This is a genomic window from Coleofasciculus sp. E1-EBD-02 (assembly GCF_040218245.1).
Classification (GTDB): domain Bacteria; phylum Cyanobacteriota; class Cyanobacteriia; order Cyanobacteriales; family Coleofasciculaceae; genus Coleofasciculus.
In genome coordinates, this window is sequence record NZ_JAVJQN010000197.1 from 15,501 (window position 1) to 32,549 (window position 17,049).

A 17,049-nucleotide genomic window follows, 5' to 3' on the forward strand; every position below is an offset into this window, starting at 1 on the left:
TGAACCTGTCTGAGATCTACTCCTACTTGAGTTGCTCCGTGAGTTGTCGTGCGATCGCAGCCCATCGCCAAACCATCAGCTAGAGCGCCGGTCCAGTAATCACGATGGGGGTAAAGCATGAGAAAATGGGTTGACACAACAGTTGTCAGAGGTCTGATTAGATGAAGTTTTATAAAGAATTTCTCATTCTCATTTAAGTCAAGCAGGAAGAAAACCAATGCATCCACCACTGTGGCATCCGCCGATAGAATTGTCTGCCTCTGAACAAGTTATTGTTTCCCGTATCCGTCGCGCCAAACTATTTATCTTTTTACGCCAAATACGTCACCGTTTATTTGACGAACAATTCCAAAGGGAATTAGCCCAAATTTACACCGATAGCCCCAAAGGACATCCACCTGTCCCACCAGCCCAGTTAGCTTTAGTAGTGATTCTGCAAGCCTACACCGGGGCTTCCGACGACGAAGCCATCGAATCCTTACTGATGGACAAACGCTGGCAGTTAGTAATGGACTGCCTTGATTGTGAAAAAGCGCCTTTTGGTAAAGGTACCTTAGTGCGCTTGCGTGGGGCATTAATAAAGCGACGCTTAGATCGGCGATTGATTGAACGTACAGTGGAACTGGCAAGAGAAACTCAGGGATTTGGGCATCGTAATTTACGTGCCGCCCTCGATTCTTCTCCCTTATGGGGAGCCGGGAAAGTGGAGGATACCTACAATCTGTTGGGTCACGCTCTACGCAAGGCATTGGGTGTGATAGCCTGTCAGCAGGGGCGGGAGCTGGCAGTGGTAGCATCAGAAGCGGGAGTATCCATACTTCAGGCTTCAAGTCTCAAAGCCGCCTTGGATATAAACTGGGATCATCCACAACAACGCCAAATTGCCTTGGAGCAAGTCCTTAAAGCCTTGGAATCTGTAGAGTCTTGGTTAGCTCAACTTCCCCAAGATGATATGAATCAAACAGTCAATCAAACTCTTGGCATCGCACGCCAGATAGAAGCACAAAATGTGGAAGTAGATTCTGATGGTTCACCTGTGCTGCGTCGTGGGGTAGCTAAGGATAGGCGTATTAGTATTGAAGACCCAACCATGCGTCACGGTCGCAAGAGTTCAGCGGTAAAATTTAATGGTTATAAGCGCCATGTGTTAACCGATTTAGACAGTGGCTTGGTCAGAGCTGTGGGTTTAACCCCAGCTAATGTTCCAGAAGCCTGGGTGAGTGATGCTATTAGCGCCGATCTGAGAGCGCAGCAGGTGAAGTTAGTGGAGTTGCACATTGACCGAGCTTACCTGAGCGCTAAACTAGTACGTCAACGTGAAGAATTACGAAGGCGTCAATTAACTTCTTTGGGACGAGCTAAGAATCGAGAGCGCACGGCAGTTGAACATTCCTTGGCACATCTGGGACGTTGGCAAGGCAATCGCGCTCGCTATATCGGTTTACGCAAGAACCTGTTTGACTGGCGACGTGCCGCCGTTGTTCACAACCTTCACGTTTTGGCTCGCCACTTTGAGCGGAGGTTTACGCCGACAAGTCTTATGACACCCAATCCGGGGAACACTACCACCAATCAATATCCATCACAACAATAAAATCGACGCGATCGCACAACTGTTAAATAATCCTACTCCCGATGCTGAAAGTTTCCGGTGGCCTTTGTTTCCGGTGCTTCACCGGACATGATATCACTCCTGCATGGCAGCCAATTCTACAGGTGGATACCACAGTGATGGATGTATTCAGTTTTTGAAGTTCGACTTAAATGAAACATACTTTGTAAAACTTCACACCATCCGACCACTCACAACTGTTGTGTCAACCTATTTTCTCATGCTTTACCCCCATCGTGATTACTGGACCGGCGCTCTAGATGGGGGCTAGGGGGGATCTCTGATTAAGTAAAGGTTTCAGCCTTAAGTTTACATTAATGTTCATCAAGGGTTACCTACAGATGGAGGTGCAATGGTAAAACCTGCACCAGTCCTGAGCGTTGATGGCGAGGGAAATTAAGCGATCGCGTAAAATAATCTTTAACTGTATTAATTGCTTTCTATCTTAACTACTGATGACAACCGTTACGCTTAACCTCAATCCAATTTTTCACCTGAATCAAGAGCAATTTTATCATCTTTGCCGAATCAATCCCGATGTAAAATTTGAACGTAATGCGAAAGGAGAACTGATCATCGTGTCCCCCACAGGCGGAGAAACGGGAAAACGAAATGCTGGAATTATCGCTGATTTCGTTATTTGGAATCGACAAACTGGATTGGGAGAAGTTTTCGACTCTTCCACCTGTTTTCACCTGCCCAATGGGGCAAACCGTTCTCCCGATGTGGCTTGGATTCAACAAGAACGATGGGATGCGCTGACAGAGGAACAGAAAGAAAAATTCCCCCCCATTGCTCCGGATTTTGTTTTGGAGTTAATGTCACCCAGCGATACGTTACCAGAAACCCAAGCTAAAATGCAGGAATACATGAATAATCAAGTCAGACTGGGTTGGTTACTCTATCGACCAACTCGTCGCGTTGAAATTTATCGCCAAGGGCAAACGGTAGAAATCCTGGAAAATCCGACCCAGTTATCGGGAGAAGATGTTTTACCGGGTTTTATTTTAGATTTACAAATTGTTTGGAATTGAATCCTTATCCAACATGACAACCGTTACGCTTAACCTCGACCCAATTGTTCACCTGAATCAAGAGCAATTTTATCATCTTTGCCGAGTCAATCCCGATGTAAAATTTGAACGCAATGCGAAAGGAGAACTGATTATCGTGTCCCCCACAGGCGGAGAAACGGGAAAGCGGAATGCCAAGCTAACCACTCGATTTTGTTTGTGGAATGAACAAACAAACCTGGGAGAAGTCTTTGACTCTTCCACCTGTTTTCACCTTCCCAATGGAGCAAACCGTTCTCCCGATGTGGCTTGGATTCAACAAGAACGATGGGATGCGCTGACAGAGGAACAGAAAGAAAAGTTTCCCCCCATTGCTCCGGATTTTGTTTTGGAGTTAATGTCACCCAGCGATACGTTACCAGAAACCCAAGCTAAAATGCAGGAATACATGAATAATCAAGTCAGACTGGGTTGGTTACTCTATCGACCAACTCGTCGGGTTGAAATTTATCGCCAAGGACAAACGGTAGAAATACTTGAAAATCCGACCCAGTTATCGGGAGAAGATGTTTTACCGGGTTTTATTTTAGATTTACAACTTGTTTGGAATTAAACCCTAAAAAAGTAGAAATTTTCTAGTGGAACGTTTGTTAATTGTAGGGGCGGGTTTAGCCGTTTAATTTTGCTATCGACCGATAACCTCAAAGACAAAACCCGCCCTTCGCCACTATTTGATCGTGTGTGTTACAGGACAAAATAAGATTACAGCGTCAACGATTGCGGATTGGTTTCAATCAACTTCGCCAAATCTTGTAGGAATGCTGCTGCATCAGCACCGTACACAATCCGGTGATCACAAGTCATATTCACCTGCATCTGATTCCGTACACCCATCATGCCATCCGTTGTCGCCACAACTTGTGGACGTGATGCGCCAATGGCTAGGATTGCCCCTTGTCCCGGCGGTAAAATCGCATCAAAACGGTCAACGCCATACATGCCTAAATTCGAGATCGTAAACGTACCGGAACTATATTCCTCCGGTTGCAACTGCTTGCGTCGGGAGCGTTCAACCAACCCTTTCCAGGTGCGAGACAAGGAATAAATATCCACCTCATCGGCTTTTTGTAAGGTTGGTGTAATCAGTCCCCCATCTGCCATAGCCACAGCGACAGCCACATTGACGCCAGCGTGATACTGAATCCCCTTTTCCGTGTAACAAGCATTGATCGTGGGATGTTGTTTCAATGTCACAGCGACGGCTTTCGCTAATAGGGCAGTCATGGTTACGCCCTTAGGCTTAATTTGTTTATACAGCTTATCCAATTCATTGGTAGTGATGGTGTACCCCACCCGGAAAGATGGCACCTGAAGACTCGCCACCATATTCCGCACCACAGCATTTTGCAGGGTGTTGAAGGGAACCACTTCACCGAGGGGGACAGAAATAGGTGTCGTGGGTGTAGCTGTCGGTTGAGCCGCAGGCTGAGATGGTGCCTGTTGCGGTGCAGCAGCGGGTTCAGGTTGGGTCGTTTTTCCAGCAGCAGCTTCCACATCTTCTGCCACAATGCGTCCATGAGGACCACTACCCGTCAACGTGTCGAGTTCAACCTTCAACTCCTTAGCTAATTTCTTAGCCCTAGGAGAGGCGACAGTGCGTCCATTGCGACGACTAGGTGTATCTTGCGCTTGGGGGGCGGCTGAGACAGTAGCAGGTTCAGGTTCAGGTTTTGGCGTTTGATCTGTTGGCGTTTGATCAGACGAAGTACTGGCTGGGGCTGAGGCAGAACTGGATTGGGAGGCTTGTTGTTTAGCCGTCTCAATTTCGTCAGGAGTTTCGGCTAGTAGGGCAATTGCCTCTCCGACAGGCACAGTTTCGCCTGCGGGTACAGTAATGACGGCTAGATAGCCCTCATAGAACGACTCCACATCCATATCCGCCTTGTCAGACTCAACCACTACCACGGTTTCGCCTTTTTCTATTTTGTCGCCTGGGGATTTTACCCAAGAGACAATTTTACCTTCGGTCATGGTGGAGCTAAGGGCGGGCATGAAAACTTCGTTGATCATGAGGTGGTATTCCCTATGAACTAGGCGTTAAATAACAATAGCATTTGCCAGATCGCATTTTAGCGTGATGACGGGTTCTCAAACTGTAAAGGTCGAAAATAGGGAACACCTCGGCTTACCTCGACTTACCTCGGACTTCGGCGTGAGCGCGGACCCCTGAGCCTGTCGAAGTTCAGCCGAACGCTTCGCTCGGTAACATGCTCGGTGTGTAACAGGGAACAGGGAACAGGAAATAGGGATTACCCACCCGCCCCTAAATCTGGGTGCTTCTCCATACCAACCTACAATAGAATTAGCCGCTTACATAGAAAGCTGATGGATTGGATGGTCAAATCGGGCAAAATTTCTTTGGTGAGTCTCGCTGGTATGGTAATCCTGCTGACGGCTTGTACCAGTAATCCCCCAAAAGCGACAATCACAGACACTAATCCTTCACCTGATGAAACGATTTCCTCATCGACTGAGCCATCCCCCGATTCTCCCGGTAATTCAACTCCCCAGCAAAATTTTTCATCGCCTCAGACGCCAGCAGCTAACCGGGAAGATTATCGTTCTATTGATTTATCCCAACAGACAGATAGGACGAGTTTAACCGGGAGTGATCCCAAGGCGATCGCACTCTCGGCGTTTGGCAATACTGAGTCGAACACGGATTCAGCCAGCGTGGATGTTTCTTATCCTAAACCGGATCAGGCAATTGTGATTCTGACTCAAACTGGATTAAAGGGTGATTCTGTGCAAGATATCCGCTATCGCGTTGAGTTCCAGAAAAATCCCTCTGCTCAAGCTAACGAACAATGGCAGATGATTTGGGCAGGATCTCAGTTCAAATGTTACCCTGGGCGCGGTCATCAGGAATGGTCACCTGAACTTTGTTTGTGAGCGGGTTTTCTGGGCGCACGTTGGTAAAGGGCGCACGTCGGTAAAGGGCGCACGTCGGTGCGCCCCTACAGTAGACAAATTATCGACATCCTAAGGATGCGCGAGTCTCTACTCCCGTTTTCGAGTTAACCCCATTAGCTCTAGTACAGAGATTTTGGACTTGTAAGCGATCTAAAACTGCATTGCTGAAGTCAGCACCCGTAATTTTAACGTCATTTAAGCGAGAACCTAACAAAATTGCTTCCTCTAGAACCGCATCACTCAAATCCGCCCCTTTGAAGTTAACTTTATAAGCAATGCTGTATGAAAAATCTGCACCCTGTAGATTAGCATCAGTCATCGTAGAATCACTAATCACCACACTGCGTAAATCGGTATTGCTTAAATTCGTTTGCGTCAGATTCATGTTAGATATCTCCAATTCCGCTAAATTTTGACCGGAGAAATCCATGGCACTTAGATCCGATACACCGTCATTAATAAGCTGTCGGGCAGAGGGATTAGCAGCTTGGGCAGATAGGGGAACTAAAACCAAAACCAACGCCAAAATTAGAGCAGCGAGTCCTTGAATAGACTTAATAATACTTTCTTTCATTGCAACTGTTGCCGAAAACATCCTTTCTGCTGTACCTTACGCCAAATCTTAACCACATCGGTATAACTGATAGGGAATACCAATCCGGTAATGGTGACTCGGATCAAGGATACAGGTTTTTTGGTTCGCGATCGCAAGATTTTGGGGATAGTCTCGACGCTTCAAGCCAGGAGCGATTATCCATAGATTCAATGGAGACGCAGAAGGTATCGCTAATTCCGATAACTGCTGCCAAACCTGATTATATCCCTGTTGGCGACTTAAAAAGGCGATCGCGCGATCGCCCTGTTGACTCCCATCCTCTGATACGTTCTCCAATGCCAAGGCAAAGCTTAATCCTAATCCTACATCCTGAAGATCCTTATATCCCATCACCATGATCAGGGGAACCGTGGGTTCAATCGTCATATTCTCTGCTACTTGCTGAGGATAATAGGGTTTGAGAAACACCAAATTAGCCACAACACAAACCGTACTCACCAGAGAGATAGCCAACGTTAACACGATTACCCCTCTCCCCTGCATCCCGACACCCCTGCGCCCAGACGCGCCATGAGACGCGCCATGGTTTACGGTTAAACTCGCTGCCAATAGCGCACAAATCGCTGGATAATAAACAAAGTTATAACGGGGAACAACGGAGATATCCTTACCTAATCCGTAAATAATTGCCAGAAATTGCAGCAATACAGCCCAGGTAAACCCGAATAGCGTTAACGTGGCTAACTGAGTTGAAGGCTGATGCAGCAGTCGTTTAACTCCCACGCCTCCCCGCCAAATAATCCACCCACCCAACCCTAGAGTTAATCCTCCCATGGGTATCACAATCCACAAGGGTTGATTTTCCACGGGTAAAGCAATCATCATCAGGAACCAACCCACCAGTAATTGCACCAAAGGCGTAATACTATCCGGTGGCGGTAGCCAACTGGTTTCTGAACGCCCCATATCTGCCAAAAGCATACCCCACCACGGCAGATAACTAACTGCCATTCCCGCCATTACCAGCGCCACAGCACTCCAACTCCCACTCGGTAAGCGCCGACGATACCAAATCATCCCGGAAAATAGGGTCAAAACTTGAGCAATGACAGCCAGAAGAAAAAAGTAGTGGACATAACAACCGATACTATTCACCATACCCCAACCTAGCCATAGCCACGGGGAAGGCATTTGCTGATGGTAAAGACGCTGCTGAATCAGGATTAATGCCAATAGTGCCAGAATAATCAGCAGCATGGGCAATGTGTAGTGACGCGCTTCCTGAGACAGGTAAACCGCAAAAGGAGACACCGCCATTAACGCGGCGGCGATTAATCCCGCGATTGGCGAAAAGATGAGACGATTGAGAACGTAGATTGCCGCGATCGCACCCACTCCGATTAAAGCTGGAAATGAGCGCAACGCCCAAGCTAACTGTTCGGTTCCTGTAAACCTTAACCACGAATGCATTAAACAAAAGAATAAGGGAGGATGAGTCGATTGTTGAGCAAGGGTTTGGGCAATATCTCTACAGCTAGTTTCGGGTTGGAGGGTGAAGAATTCCTGGAGAGTGGACAAAGGAAATATGACATCCAACGGTAAATCATTGTACTCCCGTCCTAGGCTAAAGAAAGCCGTGAGAACTTCATCCAGCCACAGGGGTTTTAAGTCAAGCTGCCAAAATCGGAGGAGGCTTCCCAGGATAATGATTCCAGCAAGGGCGAAATAATAGTGAATGGGGAACAATTTACTGGGAAAATGAAGCCGATTTAGACCCAGATGTCTTATATGCGATCGTAACCAATCAGCCCATTCCACACTACCCAAATACTTCACCCAATCTCCAAAATCAATGGTTTCTTAATAGAAATATTACTAACTTAAGCTGGGTTCGTAGTAGGCACTTTAGTGCCATTCTGCTTACGAGTATGAACCCCTCTGTACAATACCATCTTGAACACTGGCTCTACGATAACCCCTGGAGGGTAGATTTTTCAGGTCAAATTCCTCACCATTTTCTCGTTTCCAAATCTTGTAATCAGAAAACGTGAGCGGGGTTTGGGGTTCACAATCTTCCGGGATATGATCGGCTGACACAAAATACACTGCACCCTCTCCCATAACCTGAGCGATACCATTCCGGTTCACCACCAGCGAGGTTCCCTCATCAATCCCTATCCCCAAGACACTATCAGCGATTCCATCCCGAAGTTGACGCGCCATGAATGTCATCAAACGACCCATGCGATCGCGATCGCTAAAATGGGTATCTATTACAGTACCCTTCATTAGCGACCAGTTGAACAGATCATAACTAAACAGAATATCTTCATAGGGATCATCTAAGGCATATTCACTATCAACCGCATCCGAACAGGCGTTATAAATAAAATCACTTTGAATCATCGCCCCAGCACTGGTTCCCCCAATCCCACCGCCCTTAGCGCCAACGGATTTAATTGCCTCTGCTGTCGCCGTATGCTTAAAATTGCGGGTATAGTCGCACTGATCGCCACCTGCAAAAAATAACACCTCAGCTTGGCGAATGGTATCCGCGACATCTGGAGAATTAGCATCATCCCGACTACGAATCACCAAGGTTTCCACCGAATCCACCCCATTCATCGCCAGAATCGGTTCATTATAGCCAGCCGAACCCGATGAGCGAATCACAACTACATCAACCTGAGCCGAACAGTCGGTGCAACCTCTCGCCTGATTAATCATCCACTGAATCGCTTCATCCACATCAGCCCCCCCGCCGCCTAAGTCAAAAGCAATACCTGCGGGAACATTGACATCCGTCGAATTGCCATCCAAATAGCGGATAACCTTGGCGGATGCTGGTGCAACCCACAGCGACAAGCACATTAATACTATTGCCACCAGCTTGATGATTTTGGCAAGGGGCAAGCCAGAGGTAGATTGACAATGACGATAACCCATAGAATTATTGGAAAATAAACCCCGATATCAATAGTGGCACGAGTAAAAGGGCAGATATAACTGCCACAACCGTGACTGGATCTACATTGATAACGTTTTTTTCAGGTTTATTGCTCATCGAACACCCTCCCAAATTGACTAAATACTGCTTTACCACCCGGATGGGTAAACTGCTGTCCCTATCTTACTGCCAAGTGGGTGATCAAGATGGCAGATGAGGGATAAAACAGTCTTAGTACAAAGATCTAGAAAAGTACGTTTGGTTGTCTTGTAGGGGCGGGTTTCACGGCTCACATTTTTTCCCGCCCTGATGTAACTAAACCCGCCCCGATCAAGGTGCCAGGATTCTCTAACCAATCACCAATGACGCATGACTAATACGGGTCTTGCTGGATAGAAGCGTCTCTATGTATCCTACTGATGGAACGGTTTGTCAATAAAAGGTGCTGTCATGGCTAATTCAAAAAACGTCCTGGGTACAGAACTAGAAACCTGTTGCACATCTCCCATGACCGGATTTTACCGGGATGGGAAATGCAGTACTGGAGGCGGTGACTTTGGCGCTCACGTTGTTTGCGCTCAAGTTACTGAAGAGTTTCTGGAATTTACCAAACAGCGTGGGAATGACTTGAGTACACCCGTTCCCGGATTTAATTTTCCCGGTTTAAAACCAGGCGATCGCTGGTGTCTATGTGCCTCTCGTTGGCAAGAAGCCCTCGAAGCGGGCGCTGCACCTCCTGTGGTTTTGTCTGCTACTCATGCATCGGCTCTAGAATATGTTTCCTTAAGTGAACTTAAACAACATGCTCTTGATGCTCAAGGTGCCTAAAAAATTTTGGGATTTTAATCCAAACGTATTTGAGAGTTTGTGATGTTATGTCCGTTTGTGTTTAACTTGTTTCTAGAGCAATAGGTGCGTTACGCTTCGCTAACGCACCCTACAATTAACTCATGAATTATGACTTATCCGTTTTGGAGTTTTGTACAGAGGAAAGAACCGGATTAGAATCAGTATCAACATTGTCTAAAGCGGGTTTTAGAATCTGCCAAGCTTGTTGCGCTTCTGGTAAAAATTGATCCCGTGCGGCTTTAGCTTCAGCAAATTTGATTAACGTTTTGGCGAAACTTTTATCCGTCGCTTGCTGCATTTGTTCGGGAGTCAGGGGTTCAGGGCTAAAGAGTGCCTCAATTACCGGACGTAACTCCAACGCCTGCTGCTGTACCTCTTCTAAGCTAACTCGTAAGCTGGCTAAATTCGCGATCGCTTTCACCGCTTGAATGATTTCTGGTTCATCTTCTGGCGATTCAACGGCTGATGGGGGACCAACCACAATTAAATCTTCACTGCTTAACCCATCGGCAAAACTATTCGCATCTAAGCTGGTATCCTCTGGGTCATCCATCCGGCGTTCAATTTCTTCCAGCGCCTTTTTGCGACTGCGATCGCTATCCGTTCTACCGCTGACTTCGATAAATAAACCCAGTTCCTTTAAATGTTTGGTGGTGTACTGAATCGTCGATTTCGTCATAATCGTTTCGATAAACAATAATTATAAACTACGATAAACTGTTATATCTTCAAAGAAAAACCAACGGCTTATCCTTCAACGGCGCAAACGCCTCAGCATCAAATCGATATAAAGAGGCTGGACGCCCTGCTCCCCGTGAGGCTTTTAGACCCGTATCGGCTAAAAAACCCAACTTCAACAAACGGGTGCGGAAGTTAGAATAATCCGAAAAGTTTTCGCCTAAAACAGTAGTATAGAGTTGATAGAGGTCACTGAGCGTAAAAACATCGGGTAATACATCAAACGCGACAGGACTATACTCCAACTTATTCCGCAAACGCTGATATCCATACTCGATAATTTTGCCATGATCGAAGGCTAGGGACGGTATTTGCTTAACCGGATACCACGCAATACCACTCACTCCCTCAGCAATGAACTGTGCTTCTTCAAAGCGAACTAAGGCAAAGTAGCTAACCGATAGGTAACGAACGCCAAAGCTTTTTGGGGATTCCCTAGGATCACGATGGGGACCACCAAAGGTGTAAAGTTGTTCTAAATAGAGATTATTGACCCGAATTTTTTCCACCAGAACTCGATGGGCTGCATCTTCTAGGGATTCTCCCTGACGCACCAGCGTTCCTGGCAAACTCCACTGACCGGAAAACGGGTCATCTTGGCGCATGATTAATAGCACTAAGACGCGGTTTTGTTGAGTATCGACAGAGAAAATAACCGTGTCAACACTGACTTTAAAGTCAGCTAACACAGATTGGTGTACTGGTTTGATGCCGCGTTCTGACATGATTATCCAAAACAGTGACGTTTTGAACGTAAAAAAGTGACAGTTCCCATAAAAGTATAGCGAAGAACACCCAGGTTCCGGCATCATATTATGTCCGGTGGAATACTTACACTATAGGTGGAGACAAGGCAGAGGGCAGAGGGCAGAGGGCAGAAGGGAAGGAGCAAGGTTGCAAGGAAGAAGGATATTATGGTTATTTCGGCGGACATGATATCATGAGTGATCAATCATATAATTTTTCTCGATTGATATAGTCTTCAACAGAAGGTGTGATTACATCTGAGTCTCCTTTTTCACGATAAGCTGTAGAGGACACTCCAGGAACGTTCAAATCCGCGATCGCAACCTGAGTGCCAAGCTGCCTTAATCGCTGTACACCCGCTTCGTCTATGTCATAACCGGGACGCTGTACAACCAGTAACCGGACTTGACTGAGTAATTCTTCAATCCGATACCAACGGGGTATTTGATTCACTAAATCTGAACCCACTACGAGAGTATAGTCCATCTCATCCCCCCAAATTTCCTTGGCTTTGGCTAAGGTTTCCAGAGTTCTGCTACGACTCAACTCTTCATGTACGCCAATATTGTTACAGGGTGTGTCAAGTTCAGAAATTAACACCTCTAACATCCGCTTACGGTGTTCCAAGGAGGTTTGGTGAGACTTAAACGGATTATCTGATGCCCAGACAGCGACTTTCTCGTAGTGCTTTGACAACCATCTGAGAATGGTTTGATGGGCGGCTGTGGGTGGATCAGCACTGGTTCCGAATAAGGCAATAGTGGTCATGTCAAGTCCGTTAGCATTGTCATTATAGGGTTATACGGGGGGATACAGATAAAGGCTGGGTGTAATTGCTTCATCCTGATAATGGGAGCTATTAAACTGGCATTCCCTAAACGTTTAAGTCGCACTATTTCAAGAGGCGTTCTAGTCGTTTATATACATCATCATCGTTACGCTTACCAACCAAGATTACTTCAACAAAATCGCGGGAATCCTCGTCCTCAACTCTCGTAGGGCGAGGAGGGATAGCGGGATGCCGGAAGAATGGAGGCATCCAATTTTTTTACGCTACGCATAAGCCGTTATTTCTTCTGATTAACTCGACTTTACTAGGAGCAAACTGCCCAATTCGCTTCCAGGTGTAGTCACAAACAGAAACCTTCTGAGACTTTTTGGTATCGGTAAACCCACCAACATAGCCGATGTAAGACTTCCCAGCTTTCTCTGCTGTGACCAAATCGCCAATCCTTACTCCAAATGGTGTGATTGTTCCACCCTTACGTTTCCTTGTCCCCGACTTATCCGGGACTTCAAAGTGCAGTTGGCGGCGAAAAAAGCCGTACTCTTTTCCCCGCTTCACCGCACCGGGACGGGTGATGATTTTGAATGGGGAGGGGGTCACGTTGACGCCACCCTTGTGGATATAACCATGGGAGTTAGAACCAATGAATGGGACATATTTTATGAAATACCCACAAGCTAACGCCACTCCATCAACCGCATGGGTCTCCGGTTTAGCTGTGGACTTGTTCGTTTTATCCTTCTCTAGCCCTAGTTGGGTTCGGAGTTGAGATGTACCGTTCCCATCCTTTTGCCAACCGTGCCGAACATAGACGGGGGCGATTTTTTCCATTTGGGATATTGCCCAATTCTGACCAACCATCACCGGGGAGAAGCCCTTGCCCGACTTGGCGCGTTTGCGTTGGGTTTTGTCTATGTCGGCTTTAAGGAGCTCATAACCAATCGCTGCCACCGGGAAGATAGCCGCTAACTCCGTAACCACCCTTAACTCCAATTGCCGCGAGGCTTTAATGGATGGGGGTAGCTTACATTGTTTGCGATTGTCGAACCGGCATTGCCGATGGTTACGCCGCTTAAACGAAACTTCTCGGTTAATCCGCCGTCCCCGTCGAGATCGTCGTAACATGGCGCGGGTTTCCATTCGTTTCTTGACTCGCCCAAACGGAAGGATAAGGTGTAGTTGTAGCAGGGTGCATTTAGCCGACTGGACACCGACACCGGAGTAAGACTTGCCCGGATCGACTCCAACAGCGATTGGTTGCACTTCCTCAGCCGATGGTTGTGTGGTGAGCTGGACGTAATAGACGCCCAAGTCGGACCACTTCCCCACCGCCTTACCTTCGGACACCCACCGTCTAGCCCTGGATGGCTTGGTAGGCATTAGTGGTTTTCCTTCTTTACTAACTACTGGAACACGATTCATAGATATAATCCACTCGTGTAAATGTTTACGTCTCTTAAGGCATTGGTAAGGGTGTGTCCTGGAATTACCCAGTTCCCAAAGATTCTTGGGTTCCTACATTTAAGCCAAGCTAGAGAAGTGCTTGGAAGTGATTGTCCCTTACCAACTCATGCCCTATTCATGACTTCCTGGCAGGTTCCCTCTGCCAATCCCCGTCCTCACGAAGTAGAGCGGGGTTCATGAAATACTTCACTGTGGTGATCGCGGGCATCTATGAGAGTATAACTATGCATAGCTAGATTTAAGGTTCACGACTAATGGTATTCTGTCTTAATTGTAGATGACTATCATCACCGTTCTATTCGGCTGAAGGGAGCAGACAGCTAGGGAGGATGTCAAGAATTAGACATCAGCGGCTTCTTGCTCTAATCGTTTTTCCGTCTGTTGAGTAAGCTGTTTTAATTCATCAGAAATATCTACTTGTAGAGGCTGGGGATCATCAAGTTGGCGGATTGCATCAGGAATCATTGCCACAGTCGCCGCTGTACGTTTTTTGATGTCCGCTAATGGTTCCGGTGGGTTTAACCGTTTACCTGCTTGAACCATTAGTTGTAACAATGGCTGTTCGTTGGCTTGAGGAGATTCGGATGCCGTTGCGAGTCGATCTTTGCTAATTTTCCCGTCAACACAATTACGGAAAACTTGTTTGCGTCCAGGATAAGTTTCTTTACTACTCGACTGTTTCATGGTAGGAATACCATCCATTTCCACCAGTTTATACACCCCATTAACTGGCTTTCCGGTTACCAGTCGTGTACCAACACCATAGCCGTCAATAATACCGCCAGCCTGTTTAATTTTGGCAATTTCCCATTCATCCATATCACCACTGGCAAAGATTTTCGCTTCTGGTAGCAGCGAGTTCACTTGTTTAGACAGATCAGCAATATCTCCAGAATCTAAGCGCACACCTGCAACCTTAGTCTGATTTGCTTTAACCTGTTCTGCCAGACGTTGAGCCGCCGCAACTGTATCATAAGTATCAATTAATAGAGGCGCAGTGGGAAAATAGCGTTGAAATGCATTAAATGCCTCATCCTCACTCCCAGATACAGCAGCAATTGCCATCACCAGCGAATGTGCCATTGTGCCACTGGGTTTTTGGTTCAACCTCAGCGCGGCGACCACATTGGAGGTAGAATCAAATCCAGCGGCTAGTGCTGCCCGTGCTGCCCAGATTGCGCCTTGTGGACTAAATGCACGGCGAGTACCAAATTCCAACAGCTTGGCATCCTCTCCCGCAACATCTCGCATCCGCGCTGATCGAGTTGCAATCAGGGTTTGGTAATTAATCGTATTCAGAATATACGTTTCGACGAGTTGGGCTTGCCACAAAGGGGCTTCGACGCGCAGCAGAGGTTCATTGGCAAATACGGCAGTTCCTTCAGGTACAGCCCAAACATCGCCAGAAAATCCTCCTGACTTGAGGACTGACCAAAAGCGTTCTGGGACTTGATCAAATAGCCCTGTTGCTTGCAACGCCTCTATATGGGATTCGGAGAATTGAAGCTTTTCCAGATAATCTAACGCCTGTGCCAATCCCATAGCAATTAAATAGCCAAAGCCGTTAGGCAAACGTCGCACGAATAACTCAAAGCTGGCGCGTCGATTCTCTAACCCTTCACCCACATAGCAAGCTGCCATGGTCAGTTGATAGAGATCGGTTAATAGGCTGTAATCGCTTGGAGTGAGAGTGAGTTGTTGGTCTTCCTGTGGCATAAGTTTCAGATGGGTATTGTTCAGCGTTGATTGTTCCTGGCGCATTGCCTCCCTATTCCCTATTCCCTATTCCCTTTTTACCCCAACTTATCCGATTAGCTGGGATATTACCTGCTTTACGCCTTAAAGGTCAAAATCGGTCGTAAACGCGCCACTACACTGACCATCTCTGCCTTAACTTGTGCTTCAATTACGGGTTGAATGGGCTTATAAGCCACAGGTGCTTCTTCAATCCGCCGTTCTTCCCGCAGGGTAATGCAATCAACACCCGTTAACCCTAAGGTTTCCTCACTATAACCCGCCCCGCGACGACTCAGTTCAAAGCGCGATCGCAACCGTCCCGCCCCATGAGATGCACTCCAGAGAAAGGCGGGATTTCCTCGACCCACGACTAGATAAGAGGGTGTCCCCATTGAACCCGGAATAATCACAGGCTGTTCGGCATAAGCCGGACAAGCGCCTTTGCGAGTGATCCATCGATGAATTTGAGCGGATTCCTTTTGAGGCAACGTAATATTATGGGGCAAATCATAAACCAAGGGGGCTTCTACATCCCCATAAACCTGCCGTAAGCGCAACCGTAACAGTTCCGCTAACACAAGCCGATTCACAAAACCATAGTTAGCGGCGGTTGCTTGGGCTTGCAAATAATCCTGCACCAACTCAGGGTTCCGGTGAACCGACAGAGAAAACAGCCGAGACTCTGGATAAGGATGTCCTTGTAACCAAACCGCTTGAGTACGGGTTCGCCACAGTCCCCCAATAAATTTACCCACATTCCGGGAACCAGAATGCACCATAAATGCCAATTGCCCTTCTCGCACTCCCCAAGCAAACGCCCTTGCCCGATCTTCAACCGTCTCAACCACCTGAATTTCCACAAAATGATTGCCACCACCAATTGTCCCCAATCCCCCATCTCGCACCCATCCCGCCTCGGGAACGAGTTCCTCTGGTGCCCACCGCATTGACCCATTCAGGGAACCGCCCAAGTAAACGCGATCGCATTCAGCCGCTAACTGATCCAGTTGAGAGTTGACGAAACTACCCGTTGGCGCATCCAGCATCCCATCCAGCCAACCTGGAATCCCATGTTCAAATAAAGCCCGACTGGTTTTGGCTGTCATCGTGACATCACGAGTACCCAAAAAGTAATCCCCTTTGATCAATTCAACCAAGCGATCGCGTTTCTCCAAAAAGTCATCAATCGATAAATCCGCCAGATGTAATCGCATCCCACAGTTGATATCAGAACCAACGGCGGCGGGAATAATCATCCCTTCCGTTTCTACGACTGAACCGATAGCAACTCCGGCGTCACCGGGGTGAAAATCCGGCGTGGCGCAAACCTGACAAACATGACCCCCCGATGGATGGCGAATGTTTGCCAGATTCGCCAACTGTTTAAACGCTTTCGCTTCCACAGGAAACTCTTCTGGCAGTAAAACCTCTGCTACAGGCGCATTGGCAGAATTGTGGAGACGTACAGAGTAGATCGGATGGTTGTAGTGAACATCCAACCCCTGTCGAGACAATGCCCGCAGGAGTCGGCGCAAATTTTTCGGCTGCATAAGTATACCTAACAAGTCACAACGACTTGCCTGAATCAATGTGGAGCATTTGGCAGACTTCGGTGCAGCAGCCGCA

At 47.3% G+C, this 17,049-nt stretch carries 15 protein-coding genes and 1 pseudogene; 5 read left to right on the top strand and 11 right to left on the bottom strand.

Annotation, left to right across the window (positions count from 1 at the left end):
- Positions 1-217 precede the first annotated feature (217 nt).
- From RIC07_RS30630 to RIC07_RS30640, 3 genes are all read left to right on the top strand, one after another.
- Positions 218-1,594, top strand: a complete 1,377-nt coding sequence (locus RIC07_RS30630; RefSeq protein WP_446397814.1) for a transposase — start codon at positions 218-220, stop codon at positions 1,592-1,594.
- A 473-nt stretch (positions 1,595-2,067) separates the two neighbouring features.
- Positions 2,068-2,646, top strand: a complete 579-nt coding sequence (locus RIC07_RS30635) for a Uma2 family endonuclease (protein ID WP_446397815.1) — start codon at positions 2,068-2,070, stop codon at positions 2,644-2,646.
- A 13-nt stretch (positions 2,647-2,659) separates the two neighbouring features.
- Positions 2,660-3,238, top strand: coding sequence for a Uma2 family endonuclease (locus RIC07_RS30640; RefSeq protein WP_446397816.1), 579 nt, complete (start codon positions 2,660-2,662; stop codon positions 3,236-3,238).
- 149 nt (positions 3,239-3,387) lie between these two features.
- Here RIC07_RS30640 and RIC07_RS30645 read toward each other — a convergent pair whose 3' ends face one another.
- Entirely contained in the window at positions 3,388-4,695 is a 1,308-nt protein-coding gene (locus RIC07_RS30645; protein WP_446397817.1) for a dihydrolipoamide acetyltransferase family protein, read from the bottom strand.
- Positions 4,696-5,010: 315 nt separating this feature from the next.
- Here RIC07_RS30645 and RIC07_RS30650 point away from each other — a divergent pair, with 315 nt between their 5' ends.
- Positions 5,011-5,577 (top strand): hypothetical protein, encoded by a 567-nt coding sequence (locus RIC07_RS30650; RefSeq protein WP_446397818.1) that lies wholly within the window; start codon positions 5,011-5,013, stop codon positions 5,575-5,577.
- Positions 5,578-5,656: 79 nt separating this feature from the next.
- Here RIC07_RS30650 and RIC07_RS30655 read toward each other — a convergent pair whose 3' ends face one another.
- The 3 genes from RIC07_RS30655 to RIC07_RS30665 all read right to left on the bottom strand — a co-directional run bounded on the left by RIC07_RS30655 (position 5,657) and on the right by RIC07_RS30665 (position 9,100).
- Positions 5,657-6,172, bottom strand: coding sequence for a pentapeptide repeat-containing protein (locus RIC07_RS30655; protein ID WP_446397819.1), 516 nt, complete (start codon positions 6,170-6,172; stop codon positions 5,657-5,659).
- 48 nt (positions 6,173-6,220) lie between these two features.
- Entirely contained in the window at positions 6,221-7,990 is a 1,770-nt protein-coding gene (locus RIC07_RS30660; protein WP_446397820.1) for a glycosyltransferase family 39 protein, read from the bottom strand.
- Positions 7,991-8,074: 84 nt separating this feature from the next.
- On the bottom strand, positions 8,075-9,100 hold the full coding sequence (locus RIC07_RS30665) for a cyanophycinase (RefSeq protein ID WP_446397821.1): 1,026 nt from the start codon (positions 9,098-9,100) through the stop codon (positions 8,075-8,077).
- Positions 9,101-9,551: 451 nt separating this feature from the next.
- Between RIC07_RS30665 and RIC07_RS30670 the strand changes: the two genes are divergently transcribed.
- Positions 9,552-9,929 (top strand): DUF2237 family protein, encoded by a 378-nt coding sequence (locus RIC07_RS30670; RefSeq protein ID WP_446381367.1) that lies wholly within the window; start codon positions 9,552-9,554, stop codon positions 9,927-9,929.
- 127 nt (positions 9,930-10,056) lie between these two features.
- Here RIC07_RS30670 and RIC07_RS30675 read toward each other — a convergent pair whose 3' ends face one another.
- The 7 genes and pseudogenes from RIC07_RS30675 to RIC07_RS30705 form a co-directional block, all read right to left on the bottom strand.
- Positions 10,057-10,629 (bottom strand): hypothetical protein, encoded by a 573-nt coding sequence (locus RIC07_RS30675; RefSeq protein ID WP_446397822.1) that lies wholly within the window; start codon positions 10,627-10,629, stop codon positions 10,057-10,059.
- A 49-nt stretch (positions 10,630-10,678) separates the two neighbouring features.
- Positions 10,679-11,413: an NUDIX hydrolase gene (locus tag RIC07_RS30680; protein WP_446397823.1), complete on the bottom strand. Its 735-nt coding sequence runs from the start codon at positions 11,411-11,413 to the stop codon at positions 10,679-10,681.
- Between the two features lie 223 nt (positions 11,414-11,636).
- Positions 11,637-12,203, bottom strand: coding sequence for a nicotinate-nucleotide adenylyltransferase (locus tag RIC07_RS30685; protein ID WP_446397824.1), 567 nt, complete (start codon positions 12,201-12,203; stop codon positions 11,637-11,639).
- Positions 12,204-12,327: 124 nt separating this feature from the next.
- A pseudogene (locus RIC07_RS30690) lies at positions 12,328-12,405 on the bottom strand (type II toxin-antitoxin system RelE/ParE family toxin); the annotation flags it as partial.
- A gap of 78 nt (positions 12,406-12,483) precedes the next feature.
- Complete coding sequence (locus RIC07_RS30695) at positions 12,484-13,644, bottom strand: RRXRR domain-containing protein (protein ID WP_446397825.1); 1,161 nt, start codon at positions 13,642-13,644, stop codon at positions 12,484-12,486.
- Between the two features lie 381 nt (positions 13,645-14,025).
- The gene (locus RIC07_RS30700) at positions 14,026-15,402 is read right to left on the bottom strand and encodes a nicotinate phosphoribosyltransferase (RefSeq protein ID WP_446397844.1); all 1,377 of its coding nucleotides are present in this window, start codon (positions 15,400-15,402) and stop codon (positions 14,026-14,028) included.
- Positions 15,403-15,518: 116 nt separating this feature from the next.
- On the bottom strand, positions 15,519-16,973 hold the full coding sequence (locus RIC07_RS30705; RefSeq protein ID WP_446397845.1) for an RtcB family protein: 1,455 nt from the start codon (positions 16,971-16,973) through the stop codon (positions 15,519-15,521).
- Between the last annotated feature and the right edge of the window lie 76 nt (positions 16,974-17,049).